Source organism: Ekhidna sp., from assembly GCF_965247405.1.
In the GTDB taxonomy this organism is placed as follows: domain Bacteria; phylum Bacteroidota; class Bacteroidia; order Cytophagales; family Cyclobacteriaceae; genus Ekhidna.
This window is the reverse complement of sequence record NZ_OZ252014.1, coordinates 1,278,639-1,295,211: the sequence shown is the minus strand read 5'-3', so window position 1 is coordinate 1,295,211 and position 16,573 is coordinate 1,278,639. Positions and strand designations below refer to the sequence as shown.

13 protein-coding genes are annotated in these 16,573 nt (G+C 41.0%); 8 read left to right on the top strand and 5 right to left on the bottom strand.

Annotated features, from left to right (window positions below; genetic code table 11):
- The first annotated feature begins 127 nt into the window (after positions 1–127).
- The gene (gene dnaA, locus ACP14Y_RS05760; RefSeq protein ID WP_424962009.1) at positions 128–1,516 is read left to right on the top strand and encodes a chromosomal replication initiator protein DnaA; all 1,389 of its coding nucleotides are present in this window, start codon (positions 128–130) and stop codon (positions 1,514–1,516) included.
- Here dnaA and ACP14Y_RS05755 read toward each other — a convergent pair.
- Positions 1,513–2,943: a trypsin-like peptidase domain-containing protein gene (locus ACP14Y_RS05755; RefSeq protein ID WP_424962008.1), complete on the bottom strand. Its 1,431-nt coding sequence runs from the start codon at positions 2,941–2,943 to the stop codon at positions 1,513–1,515. The genes dnaA and ACP14Y_RS05755 overlap by 4 nt on opposite strands.
- A gap of 127 nt (positions 2,944–3,070) precedes the next feature.
- On the opposite strand from ACP14Y_RS05755, the gene ACP14Y_RS05750 reads away from it, so the two are divergent.
- The gene (locus tag ACP14Y_RS05750) at positions 3,071–4,225 is read left to right on the top strand and encodes a 1-deoxy-D-xylulose-5-phosphate reductoisomerase (protein WP_424962007.1); all 1,155 of its coding nucleotides are present in this window, start codon (positions 3,071–3,073) and stop codon (positions 4,223–4,225) included.
- On the top strand, positions 4,226–5,539 hold the full coding sequence (gene rseP, locus ACP14Y_RS05745; RefSeq protein WP_424962006.1) for an RIP metalloprotease RseP: 1,314 nt from the start codon (positions 4,226–4,228) through the stop codon (positions 5,537–5,539).
- Here the strand turns inward: rseP and ACP14Y_RS05740 are convergent.
- Entirely contained in the window at positions 5,536–7,536 is a 2,001-nt protein-coding gene (locus tag ACP14Y_RS05740; protein ID WP_424962005.1) for an OmpA family protein, read from the bottom strand. The two genes, rseP and ACP14Y_RS05740, sit on opposite strands and share 4 nt — an antisense overlap.
- Positions 7,537–7,683: 147 nt before the next feature.
- On the opposite strand from ACP14Y_RS05740, the gene lon reads away from it, so the two are divergent.
- From lon to hslU, 3 genes are read left to right on the top strand one after another with little or no spacing between them, the layout of a single operon-like run.
- A complete protein-coding gene (lon, locus tag ACP14Y_RS05735; RefSeq protein WP_424962004.1) occupies positions 7,684–10,152 on the top strand; it encodes an endopeptidase La in 2,469 nt (822 codons plus the stop codon).
- Positions 10,149–11,141 (top strand): type IX secretion system protein PorQ, encoded by a 993-nt coding sequence (gene porQ / locus ACP14Y_RS05730; protein WP_424962003.1) that lies wholly within the window; start codon positions 10,149–10,151, stop codon positions 11,139–11,141. The genes lon and porQ overlap by 4 nt, the downstream gene beginning before the upstream one ends.
- Positions 11,138–12,526, top strand: a complete 1,389-nt coding sequence (gene hslU, locus ACP14Y_RS05725) for an ATP-dependent protease ATPase subunit HslU (RefSeq protein ID WP_424962002.1) — start codon at positions 11,138–11,140, stop codon at positions 12,524–12,526. The genes porQ and hslU overlap by 4 nt, the downstream gene beginning before the upstream one ends.
- Here the strand turns inward: hslU and ACP14Y_RS05720 are convergent.
- From ACP14Y_RS05720 to ACP14Y_RS05710, 3 genes are read right to left on the bottom strand one after another with little or no spacing between them, the layout of a single operon-like run.
- A complete protein-coding gene (locus ACP14Y_RS05720) occupies positions 12,523–12,900 on the bottom strand; it encodes a VOC family protein (RefSeq protein ID WP_424962001.1) in 378 nt (125 codons plus the stop codon). The genes hslU and ACP14Y_RS05720 overlap by 4 nt on opposite strands.
- 54 nt (positions 12,901–12,954) lie before the next feature.
- Positions 12,955–13,440 carry a SixA phosphatase family protein gene (locus ACP14Y_RS05715; RefSeq protein ID WP_424962000.1) on the bottom strand — a complete coding sequence of 162 codons (486 nt, stop codon included), beginning with the start codon at positions 13,438–13,440 and terminating at the stop codon, positions 12,955–12,957.
- Positions 13,440–14,441, bottom strand: coding sequence for a glycosyltransferase family 9 protein (locus ACP14Y_RS05710; protein WP_424961999.1), 1,002 nt, complete (start codon positions 14,439–14,441; stop codon positions 13,440–13,442). Before ACP14Y_RS05710 ends, ACP14Y_RS05715 begins: the two co-directional genes overlap by 1 nt.
- Before the next feature lie 102 nt (positions 14,442–14,543).
- Between ACP14Y_RS05710 and ACP14Y_RS05705 the strand changes: the two genes are divergently transcribed.
- A complete protein-coding gene (locus ACP14Y_RS05705; RefSeq protein ID WP_424961998.1) occupies positions 14,544–14,951 on the top strand; it encodes an EVE domain-containing protein in 408 nt (135 codons plus the stop codon).
- A 32-nt stretch (positions 14,952–14,983) separates the two neighbouring features.
- Entirely contained in the window at positions 14,984–16,546 is a 1,563-nt protein-coding gene (locus tag ACP14Y_RS05700) for a hypothetical protein (protein ID WP_424961997.1), read from the top strand.
- Positions 16,547–16,573: the final 27 nt, after the last annotated feature.

Here is a 16,573-nt window from a genome sequence, read left to right as displayed (position 1 = left end):
ACCATTTCAAAAAGTCAAGGGTAAAATTCATTTTTTTATGAAAAAAAAATCAAACATATTTGATGCCCTTTCGAAAAAAAAGGGTCACCTAAGCCAAAGTATAAACCACTTATAACGCTAATCGAAAATGCACGATTTGATATGGAAAAACTGCCTTGAGTACATAAAAGAACGTATTCCTAACCAAAGTTACAGTACATGGTTTGAGCCCATAAACCCCTTAAAGACAGAGGGTAACGTTCTAACTATTCAAGTCCCGAGTCAGTTTTTTTATGAGTGGTTAGAAGAACATTACGTTCATATCCTGAAAGAAGCGATTGCAAAAGAGATGGGCGATGATGCCAGATTGGAATATTCTGTTGTTGTAGAAAACGAAGAAACCAAAAAATCTAACCCCACTTCCCTGAAAATCAACAACCTAGCTGATCGTAATGGAAGTAATGGTAAGGGATTGAATACTGCATTTATCGATGATCTAAAGAGTGAGAACAATCTGAATCCCACCTATACATTTTCGAACTTTATAGAGGGTGACTGTAACAGGCTTGGCCGTTCTGCAGGATATGCAGTAGCAAAGAAGCCAGGTATTACCTCATTTAACCCTTTGATGATCTATGGTGGTGTAGGCCTTGGCAAGACGCACCTTGTTCAGGCAATAGGTAATCACATCAAAAATCAAGATTCTTCTAAGAAGATTATCTATGTGGCTTCCGAGAAGTTTACAAATCAGTTCATCGATTCTCTGAAGAACAATAATGTGCAGAGTTTTATCTCTTATTATAGAGGTGTTGATATTCTTATTCTTGATGATGTTCAATTTTTAAGAGACAAGGAAAAAACTCAGGAGATTTTTTTCCATATTTTTAATCATCTACATCAAGCTGGTAAACAGATTGTAATGACGAGTGATTGCGCTCCAAAAGACCTAAAAGGACTGCAAGAGCGACTAGTCTCAAGATTCAAGTGGGGTTTAACAGCGGATCTTCAGCAGCCAGCCTTTGAAACACGGATGGCTATCATCCAACGTAAGATTCAGGAAGATGGCATCCATATTCCTGAGGAAGTAATCGAGTACATTGCCTACACTGTGGATACAAATATCCGGGAGCTGGAAGGGGTAGTAGTCTCATTGATTGCTCATGCATCGCTCATGCGCGTAGATGTGGATTTAGAGTTAGCCAAGAAAGTACTCAAGAACATCGTTAAAGAGATTGATTCGGAAGTGGGTATCGATTATATCCAAAAAACTGTTTCTGAATACTTCCATGTCGGGCAAGATGACCTGAAAGCAAAAACACGTAAGAAAGAGATCGTAATAGCAAGGCAGGTCGCAATGTACTTCTCAAAGGATTACACCAACCATTCTTTAAAGTCCATTGGATATCACTTTGGAGGTCGGGATCATAGCACAGTAATTCATGCCCTTCAATCTGTTAACGATATGATGGATACCGATTCAAAGTTCCGATACTCAGTGGATGAGCTGAAGAAGAAATTGAAAATGCGTACGGCTTAACGCCTAAACGGATAGTACACTTTCCTTCCTCTTTCATCTATTCCGATCACATCGAATCTTCCTCTGATGTTCGTTAATATCTTGGTCAGTTCTTCTGGAGTATCGATCGATCGATTGTTGATCTGAGTGATGATAAATCCTTTTGGTATGCCCAGGTTGGCAAAGAACCCATTGGATTTGTAGTCGACCACTTTTACTCCGCTATTGATACCAAGCAAGTCCCTTTCTACTTTAGGAACACTTTCAAAATTCGCATCCAGGTCTTCAGAGTAGTAGATGTCTCGTTTAATGATACTTGTCGTTCCTTCTCGGTTTGTCAATACCAGTTCTTTATTGATCATCTCGCTATCTCTTTCAGCAAGTACGTTGAACTTGTCACCCGGATAACTTTTTGCAATCAGTTCTTCCAGGTTTGCCTTATTGGTGATTTGCTTGCCATTAATTTTCCGAATGACGTCTCTCTTTTTTAGACCGGCTTTATCTGCGGCACTTCCTTCTTTTACATCAGCAATGATGACCCCATCCAAATCTTCAATGCCAATGCGGGAAGCTAATTCACTATCTATATCAATAAATTCCGCACCGGTGAATGCTTTTTGAACTTCTCCATACTTCACCATGTCATTGAAAACTTTTTTGACAATGTTTACCGGAATGGCAAATCCATACCCAGCGTAAGAACCCGTTCGAGATAAGATCGCAGTATTAATTCCGATGAGTTTTCCCTGTGCATTTACAAGTGCACCACCACTGTTTCCTGGATTTATGGCTGCATCCGTTTGTATAAAGCTTTCGATAGGAAACTTGTCCCTCAGAATGTTGATGTTTCTTCCTTTGGCACTAACAATACCCGCTGTGACAGTGGAAGTGAGGTTAAATGGGTTTCCAACTGCCAATACCCACTCCCCAACTTTCACCTGCTCCGAATCACCTTTTTCTATCACAGGCAAGTCGTTCGAATTAATCTTTATCACAGCCAAGTCAGTACTGGGGTCTCGCCCAACAAGTTCAGCTTCATAGCTTCGCTTTCCTGCTATCACGGTGATTTCGTCAGCATCCATGATCACATGATTGTTAGTGACGATGTATCCATTCTCAGAAAAAACTACCCCTGAACCACTTCCTACACGCTGGGAAGATCGCGGCTCGAAAAACCAGTCCATCCACCCCCCGGTACGGTATTCAATTTCACTTAAGGTTTGTATGAATACAACACTTCCTGTACTTTTTTCTGATGCCTCAATGAAGTTTTCGTTGGGAATGAGGGCACCATATGAAACTTGCTGGACCTTTGGCCTGGATTCCTCTAACCTCACTTGAGGAACCAGTTCCTGCTGTGTGTAAGTTTGTTCATTAACGTGATTTACTATCAATGCTCCACCCATACCAGCTATCAAGCCGATGGCAATTGTTTTTATCGTATTCATCACTTTAGTGTTATGTTGCTGAAAATAAACTGATCCTGATCGAAATTTATTCCATACGATTGTTAAAAATTGCAAACTCTTACCTTTGCCGACTGTTCTTTTGAAAAGGCAGGGAGAAGCGAAATACATGAAGAAAAGAAATATTGCCATTCTTGGCTCTACGGGATCGATTGGAACCCAGGCGCTAGATGTAATTGAAAGACATCCTGAAAGCTTCGAGGTAGAGGTCTTGACTGCACAAAACAGTGCTGACTTACTCATCGAGCAATCCATAAAATTCAAACCAAATACGGTTGTCATAGGTAATGAAGATCTGTATCAGCAGGTTTTTGATGCCTTGGATTCGCATGATATCAAGGTGTTTGCTGGTGAAAATGCGCTAGCTTCAGTGGTTGAGATGGATTCCATTGATATGGTATTAACAGCTCTTGTTGGATATTCGGGTTTACTACCCACCATCCGGGCAATTAATGCCGGGAAACCAATAGCATTGGCAAATAAGGAGACATTAGTGGTAGCCGGTGAAATGATCACAAAGTTGGCTCAGGAAAAAGGGGTGAATATTTTACCAGTAGATTCTGAGCATTCAGCCATTTTTCAGTGCATTGTGGGTGAATTTCACAATCCTATCGAAAAACTTATTCTAACAGCTTCAGGAGGACCTTTTAGAGGAAAAAATCGGGGATTATTAGCTGCGGTAACCAAAGAACAGGCATTAAAACATCCGAATTGGGATATGGGAGCGAAAATCACTATTGATTCTGCCACCATGATGAACAAGGGACTCGAGGTAATTGAGGCAAAATGGCTTTTTGGTGTATCCCTGGATCAAATCGAGGTGATTGTTCATCCACAATCCATCATTCATTCCATTGTTCAATTTGAGGATGGTTCGATGAAAGCTCAAATGGGCCTTCCGGATATGCGGGTACCGATTCAGTTTGCGATGACATACCCTGGCAGATTACAAGCAGACTATCCTCGATTTGACTTTTTGGACTACCCGGAGTTGACCTTTGAAAAACCGGATGTAGAAACTTTTCGTAATCTAAAGCTAGCTTTTGAAGTGGCAAAGGAGGGAGGCAATCAGCCCTGCATATTGAACGCTGCTAATGAAATTGCTGTTCAGGGATTCCTGGAAGATAAGGTGGGCTTCCTCGAGATTTCAGATGTTATTGAAAACTGCCTAAAAAAGGTGAGCTATATTCGCAATCCTGAATTAGATGACTTTATACAAACGGACAAAGAAACAAGAGCCAAAGCGCTCGAATTAATAAAATAGATGGAGACGTTAATAATGGTAGGACAGCTGCTTCTGGGGCTGTCAATTTTAGTAGGAGTGCATGAGTGGGGGCATATGGTGGCTGCCAAGTCATTCGGTATGCGTGTGGAGAAATTTTCAATCGGATTCCCTCCAAAAATATGGGGGAAGCAGATCGGAGAAACTGAATATTCAATTGGGGCAATTCCATTGGGTGGTTTTGTGAAAATAACCGGGATGATTGACGAATCACTTGATACAAAGACGCTAAATGCTGAGCCAGAGCCATATGAGTTTAGAGCAAAGCCTGCGTGGCAAAGACTCATTGTGATGATGGGAGGAATTATTGTCAATGTGGTGACTGGAATCATCATATTTATTGGTCTTGCTTTAGCAAACGGTGAAGCTTACCTTCCAAAAGAAGAGCTGAATAAACATGGGATTGTAGCTTACGATCTTGGTGAGCAGCTAGGCTTTAAGACAGGAGACAAAATTCTTGCTATCAATGGTAAGGATTATGAACGATTTTCGGACTTAATGAGTCCAGATCTCCTTCTTGGAACAGACAACTATTACACCGTATTGAGAGATGGAGAAGAGGTGCGAATAGAAATGCCCAATGACTTCATTGATAAGTTTGCAGACAAAAAGAATAGAGAATTTGTAATTGCACCAAGATGGCTTTTTTCCGTAGAGTCAATTATGGCCGGAAGTAATGCAGACAAAGCTGGATTGGAGGCTGGTGATAAAATCACGGCCATAAATGGGAAAGAGATTAAATATTTTGACGAGTTAAGCTTTACCCTGGATCAGCTAAGAGGACAAACTGCCACTTTTGAAATTTCGAGGAACAATGAACGAATCAATTTAGATATACCTGTAGGAGAGGATGGTACTATAGGCTTCTATCAATATCGAGAAATTGACTACATAACACGAGATTTTACCTTTTTTGAAGCTATTAATGAGGGAACTTACAATGCATTTGCTGTTGTGTGGTTAAATATTAAAGGTTTTCAAAAGATGATTGCTGGGGATGTTGATGTAAGAAAATCACTTTCTGGTCCCATAAGGATAGCCACCTTCTTTGGGGGAACGTGGGATTGGAACAACTTCTGGAGGATTGTTGGCCTACTATCCATGGTGCTGGCGTTTATGAACTTTCTTCCTATACCTGCGCTTGACGGAGGACACGTAATGTTCTTAACGTGGGAAATAGTTACTGGTAGAAAGCCATCGGATCGCTTTCTGGAGAATGCTCAAAAAGTAGGGATGGTGATTTTGCTATCACTGATGGCCTTTGTGATCATCAACGATACGATCAGTTTATTTTAAAAATCATTTGAAGTTTCCGCTGACTCTTCTGTTGGCGGAGCTTCTCTATAGATTTCAAATTCCACCCTTCGATTTAATTTTCGGTCGGCTTCAGTCACCTCATTCTCAACGATTGGTCGTGTATCACCGTATCCTTCCGCCTCTACACGTTCCTTTATGATCCCAGCAAAAATCACGATATAATCACGGATGTTTTGGGCTCGCTCTTTGGATAGTTGCAGATTTTTTTGCGGATCACCTACTGAATCTGTATGTCCTGAGATACGAAGTTTAAACTCGGGATTATCATAGAGAAAATTCACTACTTTATTCAAATCAGCATACATCTCTGTTTTAAGTTCCGCTTTTCCTACATCAAATTCTATGGATTCGAACTTCATCCTGGAAGCAAGCGGCTGTGTAACCGTATTGAGCTCCATGGGTCCATCCAGATAGAAAACTTCCTCGATTCTGAAAAAATCATCTCCCTGCAATACCAGGAGGTAATTTCTTTGATTGATCAATTCAAATTCAAAGGAGCCATCGGCCTTAAGAAACTTTGGAGCAACCTCATTTCCTTTATCCAGATCAATGATTGATACAATTCCTTGAAAAGGAACTCCTGTCAGAGAATCAGTGAGAGTACCCGTCACAGTAGTGGTGGCCTCCGGCTGTGCCTCCATGGGCAGGGGAAAAGAATAAATATCCTGCTTATTTAAATCGCGTGTAGATGATCGTGCATAAAACAGCAATTCCGATTCAGAGTCGATGGTGAAATAAAACTCACTTCCCCGTCCATTGACTAAAGGGCCAATATTTTGAGGCTCAGTCCAGTGTTCATCTGCATAATAGGATTTGTAAATATCAAATTCACCGAAATTGTAAAGTTGACCGTTTGAGCTGAAATAAAGCACATTATATACAGGATGATAGAATGGACTCACGTCATTCTGGCGGGTATTAATTACAGGTCCCATATTTAGTGCGGCAGACCAGCGTCCTTTATCGTCTTTGATGGTATAGTAAATATCTGCCAGGCCAAAACCACCCAATCTATCTGAAGCAAAAAACAGTGTGTCTCCGGAATGTGATAAAGCCGGGTGAGAATCCCATGCCAAGCTATTGACACTTACGCCGAAATTTTCTGGTCTGGTCCAGGTGCTGTCTTCTTGCAGCGTTGCAATAAATAAATCACAATCACCATAGGAGTCAGGAGATTCACAGCGAGAAAACACCAGTGTTTTCCCATCCCCACTCAGGCACGGTGATCCTTCATTATAGTGAGAATTCAGTTTTTTTATTGGCTTGGCCTTCGACCATGTACCATACGGATCTTTATGACTAAAGTAAAGGTCTTCATCCTCTCTAAACCGAATGGTCTCATCCACTTTTTTTCTTTTCGAAGTAAATACCAGAATGTCATTGTGAATATTGAGCGAAGGGCCGTAATCAGCGCTGGCACTGTTTACAAGCATTCCCATATTCAAAAGCACCCCTCTTGGTGGTTGTAAGGTGTCGATCAGCTTTCGATGTTCCACCAGCTCATAGTAGTAGTCAATGGGTACAAATTGTTCAGCGGCCTGCCGGTTTAGGGAATCATAATAAAGCTCAATTTCTTTGATGTTGATGCCCTGATAATGATGCCGGAGCACCATCCGGTAAAGGGTCATTGCCTCCTCTTTATCACCAAAAAGTTCAGTCATTTTAGCAAGGCGCCAGATCAATTTGGTGTCTTTATAAAAATTTCGAATGCCAAAGCGCCCAACATAGTCCTTCAACGCATTGTAAAGCTCTTCCCATTTTTCTTCCTGGTCGAGCTTTATGATTCGCTCCAGCTTTTGCTTGTTGTAGTATTCAGGATACTTATTGATTCCTTTAAATTCATACGCATTAAATACCACATCTTTTGGAATGGAATCGGTAATGATTTCTACCTCTTTCCTTCCTCTCTGAGCCGATGCACATAGGCTGATCAGAACTAAGAAAAGTCCAATATGGCGATAAAAATTGCGGTGCATGCTGTCGATTCGTCAGTAAAAATTAAAATTAATTTAAAGTTAGCACTATTTGCCGTGTGCTACCACTTTGGCATAGCGATTGACATTTATGTACCTTTCCCTAAAACGAAGGGATGTGTACGAAATATCTGACACATTGGCATTTTTATGAACGACTCAAATTTTAAATCAATTTTAATACCTGAATTTGTAAATGAAGACTCGGAAGAGCTGATACAGATTATTTCTCCTGAGGATAGTCAAATGGAGGAATCCGATCTTCCGGAGGATTTACCTATTCTTCCTATTAGAAATACCGTTTTATTTCCTGGAGTAGTTCTACCGATCACTGTGGGAAGGACAAAGTCTATCCGGTTGGTAAAAAAGGCTTATCGGGGAGACCGAATCATTGGTGTAGTAGCTCAGAAAAACGGGAAGACTGAAGAGCCTAATTTCAAGGACTTATACGAGGTTGGGACCATTGCTAAGATTCTTAAAATGATCGTTCTTCCTGACGGAAATACTACAATCATTATCCAGGGTCAAAACCGCTTCCAAATTACTGAGCAGGTTCAGGAAGATCCTCACCATATTGTAAAATATCAGACGGTTCCTGATAAAAAGAATGAACTTTCTAAGAAAGAGCAAAAAGCACTCATTCAGTCTATGAAGGACACGGCAACCAAAATCATGGGGTTGAGTCCGGAAATCCCGAAAGAGGCTCGAGTCGCCGTGGATAACATTGATAATTTCAATTTTCTCACACACTTTCTATCATCTAATGTAAATGCTGAGGTTGGTGATAAACAAGCACTTCTTGAAATTGATGAGCCAAAAACAAGAGCTGAAAAGCTCCTTCAGTTTATGCTGAAAGACCTTCAGATGCTTGAGCTGAAGCAGGAAATCCAAGAGAAAGTACATACTGATATTGATCAGCAACAAAGGGATTATTTTTTGCGCCAGCAGATACGAATCCTGCAGGATGAGTTGGGGCAGGATGGCCCTGATCAGGAGGTAAACGCACTACGAAAGAGGGGAGAGAAAAAGAGCTGGCCAAATGAGGTGAAGGAACATTTTGAAAAAGAGCTGGATAAAATCTCAAGAATGAACCCTGCAGCGGCAGAATTTCCAGTAGCAATGAGCTACGTTGAGCTCCTAGTGGACCTTCCGTGGAATGAAGTAACAGATGATAATTTTGATTTGAAGCATGCAAGGAAAATCCTTGACCGAGATCACTTTGGTCTTGAAAAAGTGAAAGATCGGATCATTGAATATCTCGCGGTACGCAAGCTAAAGCAGGATTTAAAAGGACCTATTTTATGCCTGTATGGACCTCCGGGTGTTGGTAAAACTTCCCTTGGAAAATCTGTCGCGGATGCACTAAATAGAAAATATGTAAGAATGTCTCTCGGCGGTGTGCATGATGAAGCGGAGATAAGAGGACATAGAAAAACCTACATCGGAGCTATGCCCGGAAAGATTATTCAAAATCTGAATCGTGCTAAATCTTCGAATCCGGTATTTATTCTGGATGAAATTGATAAAGTAAGTTCAGATTTCAGAGGAGATCCTTCCTCTGCTTTGCTTGAGGTATTGGATCCCGAGCAGAACGCTACTTTCAAGGATAACTACCTGGAAGTCGATTACGACCTTTCAAAGGTCTTGTTTATCGCTACAGCTAACTCTTTGGACATGATCCAGCCGGCGCTGAGGGATAGGATGGAGATCATTGATATTAGCGGTTATACGCAAGAAGAGAAACTGGAAATTGCAAAGAAGCATTTGATTCCAAAACAGCGGAAAGAACATGGATTGAAGGCGAAAGATGTGGTTTTTGATAAGTCAGGAATTACTAAGCTAATCAACGATTACACACGTGAGTCCGGGGTAAGAAGTTTGGAACGTAAGATTGCCGCAGTGATTCGTTCAGTAGCCAAATCGGTTGCGATGGAGGAAGCATATGAATCCAAAATAGATGCTGAGAGGGTTCGAGGGATTTTAGGTCCTGAGATATTCGATAAGGACAATTACGAAGACAACTCGATTCCTGGTGTTGTGACAGGGCTTGCATGGACACCCTCAGGGGGAGATATCTTATTCATAGAATCTTCTCTGAGCAGAGGGAAAGGGAAGCTCACACTTTCAGGACAGCTGGGTGATGTGATGAAGGAATCAGCTGTAGCTGCTCTTTCTTATTTGCGTTCTCACTCTGAATCCGTAGGCATAGATCATCGAATTTTTGATAATTACGATCTCCATGTTCATGTGCCAGCAGGAGCCATTCCAAAAGATGGCCCGTCTGCCGGAATCACAATGCTAACCTCGCTGGCATCTGTTTTTACTCAACGAAAGGTGAAAAAGCAGTTAGCAATGACAGGCGAAATTACCTTGAGAGGTAAAGTCCTGCCCGTAGGTGGCATCAAGGAGAAAATTTTAGCGGCTAGGAGAGCCGGTATCAAAGAGATCATTATGTGTAAGCGTAACCAAAAGGATCTCGAAGAGATTAATGAAAAGTATCTGAAGGGACTAAAAATTCATTTTGTAGAATATGTACCTGAGGTGCTTGAAATTGCGTTAACCAAACAAAAAGCAAGTAATCCAATCGAGTTTATCCTGCCCGAAGAAAAGAAAGCTTGAGATATATAGTAGTAATAGCATGGTTAGTACCGCTTTTTAGCTGGTCACAGTTAGGTGGTCAGGCAGGATATCAATCCCTGAACCTAACTTCAAACCCACGTGCTGCTGCACTTGGTGGAACCGCTATTTCCCTTGTCGATGGAGATGTTTCTCAATTTTTTGAAAATCCGGCAACACTGGATTCCGTGGGAAGTAAGAATCTTTTTTTTCATTTCAATCCATATTTTGCCGATGTATTCGTCTATTCAGGAGCATATACTTTCAATATTTTGAATGCAGGGACATTTGCAGCCGGCATAAATTATGTCAACTTTGGCTCTTTTGAAATGACTGATGAAACCGGGAATCGGATCGGGACATTTCAGGCACAGGATTACACGATACAGATAGGCAAAGCACACCAGCTTGGACCATTTATACTGGGTGCAAACCTGAAGCTTACACATTCATCTATTGAGAGCTATGGATCTACAGCTATTCTCATGGATTTGGGAGGTATCTTCCGTCCATCTAAAAACTGGACCATTGCCATGGTGATGGAAAACATTGGGGGAAGGGTGTCGGAATACACATCATTCTCTTCACCCTCTATTCCTTTTGATGTGAAGCTTGGTACTTCTTTCAAACCGGAATATATGCCTTTGCGATTTACGATAACTACGACAAATTTGGTAGATGAAAATGCAACGCAGGAAGAGGAGTCTGCGGGCAGGAACAGTAAAACCATCGATAAAGTGTGGAAAAGAATGAACCTCGGGGCAGAGGTCTTGTTAAGTAATAATATCCACCTGCTAATAGGATATAGCCACAAGCGAAAGCAGGAATTGAGGTTGGATGATATGGGTGGTGGAGCAGGGTTGTCCTATGGACTTATGGTTAAAGTGAAACGAATAGAGTTTCGGTTTTCACGAGGAACTTTTCATGCAGCTGGAGGCAGTAGCTTCATCAGCCTTAGCACTGATTTAAATGATTTTAAGAAAATTTTATGAGTGAAATAAAAAACGACTTGACCCCTAAACAAATAGTAGAGGAGCTAGATAAGTACATTATCGGGCAAAAAGATGCTAAACGCAATGTGGCTATAGCTCTCCGGAACCGATGGAGGAGAATGAATGTGAGGGAGGAGATTCAGGGAGAAATCGTGCCTAACAATATACTGCTGATTGGATCAACGGGTGTTGGTAAAACCGAGATAGCACGAAGACTGGCAAAAATTGCTGACGCACCATTTACAAAGGTGGAGGCTTCCAAATTTACAGAGGTAGGCTATGTAGGACGAGATGTGGAAAGCATGGTTCGAGACTTAGTGGAGCAGGCGGTAAATATGGTGAAAGTGTCGAAAAAGGAGGAGGTAAAAGAGAAAGCAGCTGAGGTGGTAGAAGGACTTATTCTAGATGCTTTAATTCCACCACTCAAAGGAAACGCGAACGCCTTCTCAACCAGAGTTGGGAGTGACGAACCTGAAAATGAAGTGGAATTAAATGAGCAAACAAGGGCTCGTTTCAGAGAGAAGATTCGCAAAGGGGAGCTCGATGACCGGAAGATTGAGATTGATGTAACAGCCAACCCTTCTGGAAATGTAGGAATGATAGGAGGTGGCATGGATGAAGCGTCTATGATCAATATCCAGGAGATGATTGGTAACATGATGCCAAAGAAGAAAAAGAAACGAAAAGTTACGATCGCTGAAGCCCGGAAGATTTTACTGGAGGAGGAGGCCTCTAAAATGATTGACATGGATGAGGTGAAGGAGGAAGCAATTTACAAAGCAGAGAATACCGGAATCATTTTTATAGATGAGGTAGACAAAATCGCAAAAGGAGGAGAAGCCGGAAAAGGCGGACCCGATGTGAGTAGGGAAGGTGTGCAAAGAGACTTGCTACCAATCGTGGAAGGAAGTGCAGTAAATACGAAATATGGGATCATCAATACTGATCACATATTGTTTGTAGCAGCAGGAGCATTTCATTTTAGTAAACCTTCAGACTTAATTCCAGAACTTCAGGGACGTTTCCCAATACGTGTAGAGCTGGATAATCTGACCAAAGCAGATTTTCTGCGAATTTTAACTGAGCCAAAAAATGCACTTACGAAGCAGTATGAAGCGCTAGTAGCAGCTGAAGAAGTAAAGCTTACCTTTCAAGATGAAGCCTTAGAAGAAATTGCAGAAATGGCCTTTCAGATTAATGAAGAGGTGGAAAACATTGGTGCGCGAAGACTTCATACGGTGATGAGTAAGCTTCTCAACGAAATTTTATTTGATATCCCGGATACCATTGGTCCGAATGCACAGATTGTTATTGACAAGGCCCTGGTTCAGGAGAAACTGGAAGGATTGGTTAAGGATAAAGATTTGAGTAGATATATTCTCTAATTCATTATCTGTTTAAGTACAATAGAATTGTTATCAGGATCATTTATACCCACCTGGATGATTCCATCATTTTCAGTCGGATTGCCCATTGTTGATCCATGATGCTTTTTAACTACAGAAAGTATCTTTTTAAGGTCCTGAACTTCAAATTCTAATTGATGCCTATTTTGTTTGGCTGTGTTTTCAGCAATTTCTGCAGGGCAGAATAAAATAGCTACATCATTGATTTGGGTATTGTAAAGTGTAGCGCCATACATTTCAGTCTTCTCAAAATTTAGTTGAAAAATTTCTGAATAGAACTCAATCATTTTCTCCATTTCTGTCACAGCCAGTGTCATTCCGGTAATTCGTGGTTTTTTATTGGCAGTAGTCATGTCTTTATTGAGAACGATTTCTTAAATCTTAATCAAGAAGCTATTTAAAGATAGTTAAATCTCTTTTGGGAAGTAAAAGAAAGCGAGCATACCCTCACCAAAATTCACATCTTTCCAATACCTGACGTTAAAGTTGATACCTACGATTCCACAAGTGGGGACATTATCAAAGTTAAGATTGGCAAAAGCATTGGCAGCACTTGTAAATCCGGGATTATGGCCAAAAATGGCTAATCGATCGCAGCTTGGTGATTTCTTTATGATTTCTAAAATTTCACCAGATCCGGCATGATATAGATTTTTGTCCAGGCGGATGTTTCCTTCGTCAATTCCGTACTGATCACAAATATGTAGGGCGGTGTAAAAGGCGCGACTGGCAGTGCTTGAAATCAGCACTTCAGGAGCAGGTTGCTGAGATGCCAGGTGCTTGCCCATTTTTATTACATCCTTTCTGCCTCTTTTTCCTAATGGACGATCATGATCACTCAGATCAAATGACCAGGAGGATTTCGCGTGACGGATCAGGTAGACGGTTTTCATCAATCGGGTAAATAGAAGTCAAAAGTTACATCATTCATGCATTTAAAGTGTCCTTTTGGACAGTTTGCATAGCCACCTAATGCACACGGCCTGCAGTTTAGCTTGGTATTTTCGAAAACGGTAAACTGAGTGCGATATGGGTACATACCAAAGTGAGGGGTCGTATTCCCCCAGATAGAAAAAATTGGCTTTTTAAATGCTGCAGCAATATGCATATGGTCATTGTCGTATGTGAAAACCCAACTCGCGTTTTTAATCAGTGAGGCCTGCTGGTTGAAATTAAACTTACCACATGCATTGAAAATAATTGCCTTCTTATTCAGCCCCTCAATTGCTTCCTCTTCCTCAGGTGAACCTTGCTCAAAAAATGCTTCAATTTCCAAAGCTGTGCTCTTTTCCTGTTCATCTCCAACAAGTATGATGGGTTTATTGATTCGGTCGCAAAGCTCTATGAGCCGATTAACTGGAAGCTTTCTGGTTCCATATTTAGCATTTATTGCTACCGCTGCGTATCCATTTTGATGTGTTTTAGGTAGCCAGCTATTTTCCACATCATCTTTTTCTGGTATGTAAAAATCCAGCCCCAGACTATCTCCCTTGATGCTTAAAGGCTGAAGCAGATCAATGTATTGATCAACAAGATGTTTTGTGGGTAATAGGTTGATCCTCGTTTTTGTGTATAGCCATCTTTGGAATCTTTTATTCTTAAACGCTATACGGTTTTGACGATTTGATTTGCTAATTAGCGAGGATTTTAAATCATTTTTAAGGTCTATGATCCAATCATATTCTTCGTTTTTAATTGAGTTTCTTAGAAATAGAATACCCTCATCCAAATCAAGGATGTTGTCGTGGTATGGATTTTCATTCAGGATCGACCAACGTTCCCGTGGCAATAGCAGGTGAATTTGAGCGTCTCGTTCTGTTTTCAGAATTCGGATGATTGGCGTTATTAAAAGGGTCTCACCAATGGTGCCAGAATGGATGATTAATATTTTCATCTAAGGTAAAAATGGATGAATTGTTGATGGTTTAAAAACTATTGATGTTAATAAATAACAACCACCAGCCCTTTTGTTTAGATTTAATTTAAAACTGAATCGATGAACTACTGGTTAATTAAATCTGAACCCAATACCTATTCGTGGGATGACCTGGTAAAGCTGGAACGAGACCACTGGGATGGCGTAAGAAACTTTAAGGCTCGAAACAACATCAAAAAAATGAAGGTTGGTGATTTATGCCTTTTTTATCACAGCGTGAATGAAAAAGCCATCGTAGGGATCGTAGAAGTGGTTAAAGAATACTATCAGGATCCGACTACTAATGACCATCGCTGGTATGTGATGGACGTGGTGCCAAAGGAAAAGCTTAAACGTCCGGTGACATTGGCAGAGGTTAAGGCAGACGCAAGACTAAGTGAGATGCAGTTAGTAAAGTACTCCAGACTTTCTGTTCAGGCTGTAAAAAAGGAAGAATTTGACATCATCATGGAGATGAGCGAACGATAGGGGAGATAATAACGTAATTGTTTTATACATCAATGAAGAGATTTTTCATAATACTGATAGCCTTACCAATCCTTTCTTTTGGTCAGAGGAAAAAGGACAGGGATACTAGTGCAGTCATTCTTCAACCCAACCGGATTGAATTTGAAATGGAACGTGAAGCCTCTGAGTTTTTCATTGTGCCTGGTGAACTGGATGGTATTTTGGTAGTGGAGGAAACCACTGAAACGGCTAAGGGTGGAGGGTATCAATGGAAGCTTCACATGGTGGATACAGCGCTTCAGGTAAAGTGGTCTCAAACACTTGTTATTCCAGCCGATGGTACATTACTTGGTTATGAATATTTTGACGGAAGGTTTTACTTACTCTTCAACAAGAGCAGGTATCGCAGTGAAGATTTATTGGTTTATCAGCTCACTGCAGCGTCTATAGACTACATAATGTATGAGATCACCACGGTGTTCCCTATAGACATCACTCACTTTGAGTCCGTGGGCGAGACAATACTTTTGGCTGGGTACGCCAATTTTCGACCGGTTGTCATCACATACAACATAAATGATCGCATTCCTCGTGTTGTCCCTGGGTTTTATGACAATAAGAATGACATCCTGGACTTGGTGGTTGACAATGAATCACGATTATTCACGGTTATCCTCTCAGAAAAGATGAGGAATAAAAAGTACACTGTTAGGGTAAGGACTTTTACCGATAAAGGAGATATTATTCAGGATAACCTAGTCAACCCAGGTGATCGCAGGAGCTTGTTGGATGCAGCCAGTACCACTTTTGCCGGAGGTCTGCAATATCTTGCTGGCACGCACTCCAGAAAATCATTGCAATACAGTCAGGGCTTCTATTTAAGTAAATTCATCAATGGACAGCAACAGTTCAATAAGTACTTTCCTTTTGCTGACTTAAATAACTTTTTTGGACATCTCAAACCAAAGCGAGAAAAGCGAATCAAGAATCGAATAGAAAGAAAGCGAGCGAAAGGCAAAGTAAAGAAATTCAACTACCGGCTACTTGTGCACAAAATCCTTGAGCGAGAGGGTGAGTACATCATGATAGCAGAGGCCTATTATCCGAGGTATAACTACTCGTCAAATTCAAATAGCTTTAGTCCGTATGGAGGATTTAATTCTCCGGGCTTCAGGAATAATCCTTATTTCCTAGGATACAAGTATACCCATGCCGTGGTGCTGGCATTCGATCCAAACTGCAATATTATCTGGGATCAGACCTTCAAAATCGAAGATATTCAGACCTATTCGTTGGAGGAGAATGTTGTTGTTAGTGCATCTGGGGATCGGGTGATATTGATGTACCTCGAAGAAAATGAAATAAGAACGAAAGTGGTGGAAGGGAATGATATCGTGGAGGGAAGAACATTCAATCCGGTAAAGCTGACATTTGAATCTGATGAGGTGAAGAATAGAGATCCTAGTGTAGAGGGATTGAAAAACTGGTACGATGAGACACTTTTCGCTTATGGTGAGCAGAAAATCAGAAATCCAAACGGAGTGGGGGGCAAGACTCATCGCAGAGTTTTTTATATCAATAAGATTCAATACGACCTCAATAGGGAGTTTAATTAAATGTTAACCATTACTTTTGCAGGAATA

What these genes read in the sequence shown, in the direction of transcription:
- dnaA (WP_424962009.1), top strand. Translation starts at nt 128, where the DNA reads ATGCACGATTTGATATGGAAAAACTGCCTTGAGTACATAAAAGAACGT.
- ACP14Y_RS05755 (WP_424962008.1), bottom strand. Translation starts at nt 2,943, where the DNA reads ATGAATACGATAAAAACAATTGCCATCGGCTTGATAGCTGGTATGGGT.
- ACP14Y_RS05750 (WP_424962007.1), top strand. Translation starts at nt 3,071, where the DNA reads ATGAAGAAAAGAAATATTGCCATTCTTGGCTCTACGGGATCGATTGGA.
- rseP (WP_424962006.1), top strand. Translation starts at nt 4,226, where the DNA reads ATGGAGACGTTAATAATGGTAGGACAGCTGCTTCTGGGGCTGTCAATT.
- ACP14Y_RS05740 (WP_424962005.1), bottom strand. Translation starts at nt 7,536, where the DNA reads ATGCACCGCAATTTTTATCGCCATATTGGACTTTTCTTAGTTCTGATC.
- lon (WP_424962004.1), top strand. Translation starts at nt 7,684, where the DNA reads ATGAACGACTCAAATTTTAAATCAATTTTAATACCTGAATTTGTAAAT.
- hslU (WP_424962002.1), top strand. Translation starts at nt 11,138, where the DNA reads ATGAGTGAAATAAAAAACGACTTGACCCCTAAACAAATAGTAGAGGAG.
- ACP14Y_RS05720 (WP_424962001.1), bottom strand. Translation starts at nt 12,900, where the DNA reads ATGACTACTGCCAATAAAAAACCACGAATTACCGGAATGACACTGGCT.
- ACP14Y_RS05715 (WP_424962000.1), bottom strand. Translation starts at nt 13,440, where the DNA reads ATGAAAACCGTCTACCTGATCCGTCACGCGAAATCCTCCTGGTCATTT.
- ACP14Y_RS05710 (WP_424961999.1), bottom strand. Translation starts at nt 14,441, where the DNA reads ATGAAAATATTAATCATCCATTCTGGCACCATTGGTGAGACCCTTTTA.
- ACP14Y_RS05705 (WP_424961998.1), top strand. Translation starts at nt 14,544, where the DNA reads ATGAACTACTGGTTAATTAAATCTGAACCCAATACCTATTCGTGGGAT.
- ACP14Y_RS05700 (WP_424961997.1), top strand. Translation starts at nt 14,984, where the DNA reads ATGAAGAGATTTTTCATAATACTGATAGCCTTACCAATCCTTTCTTTT.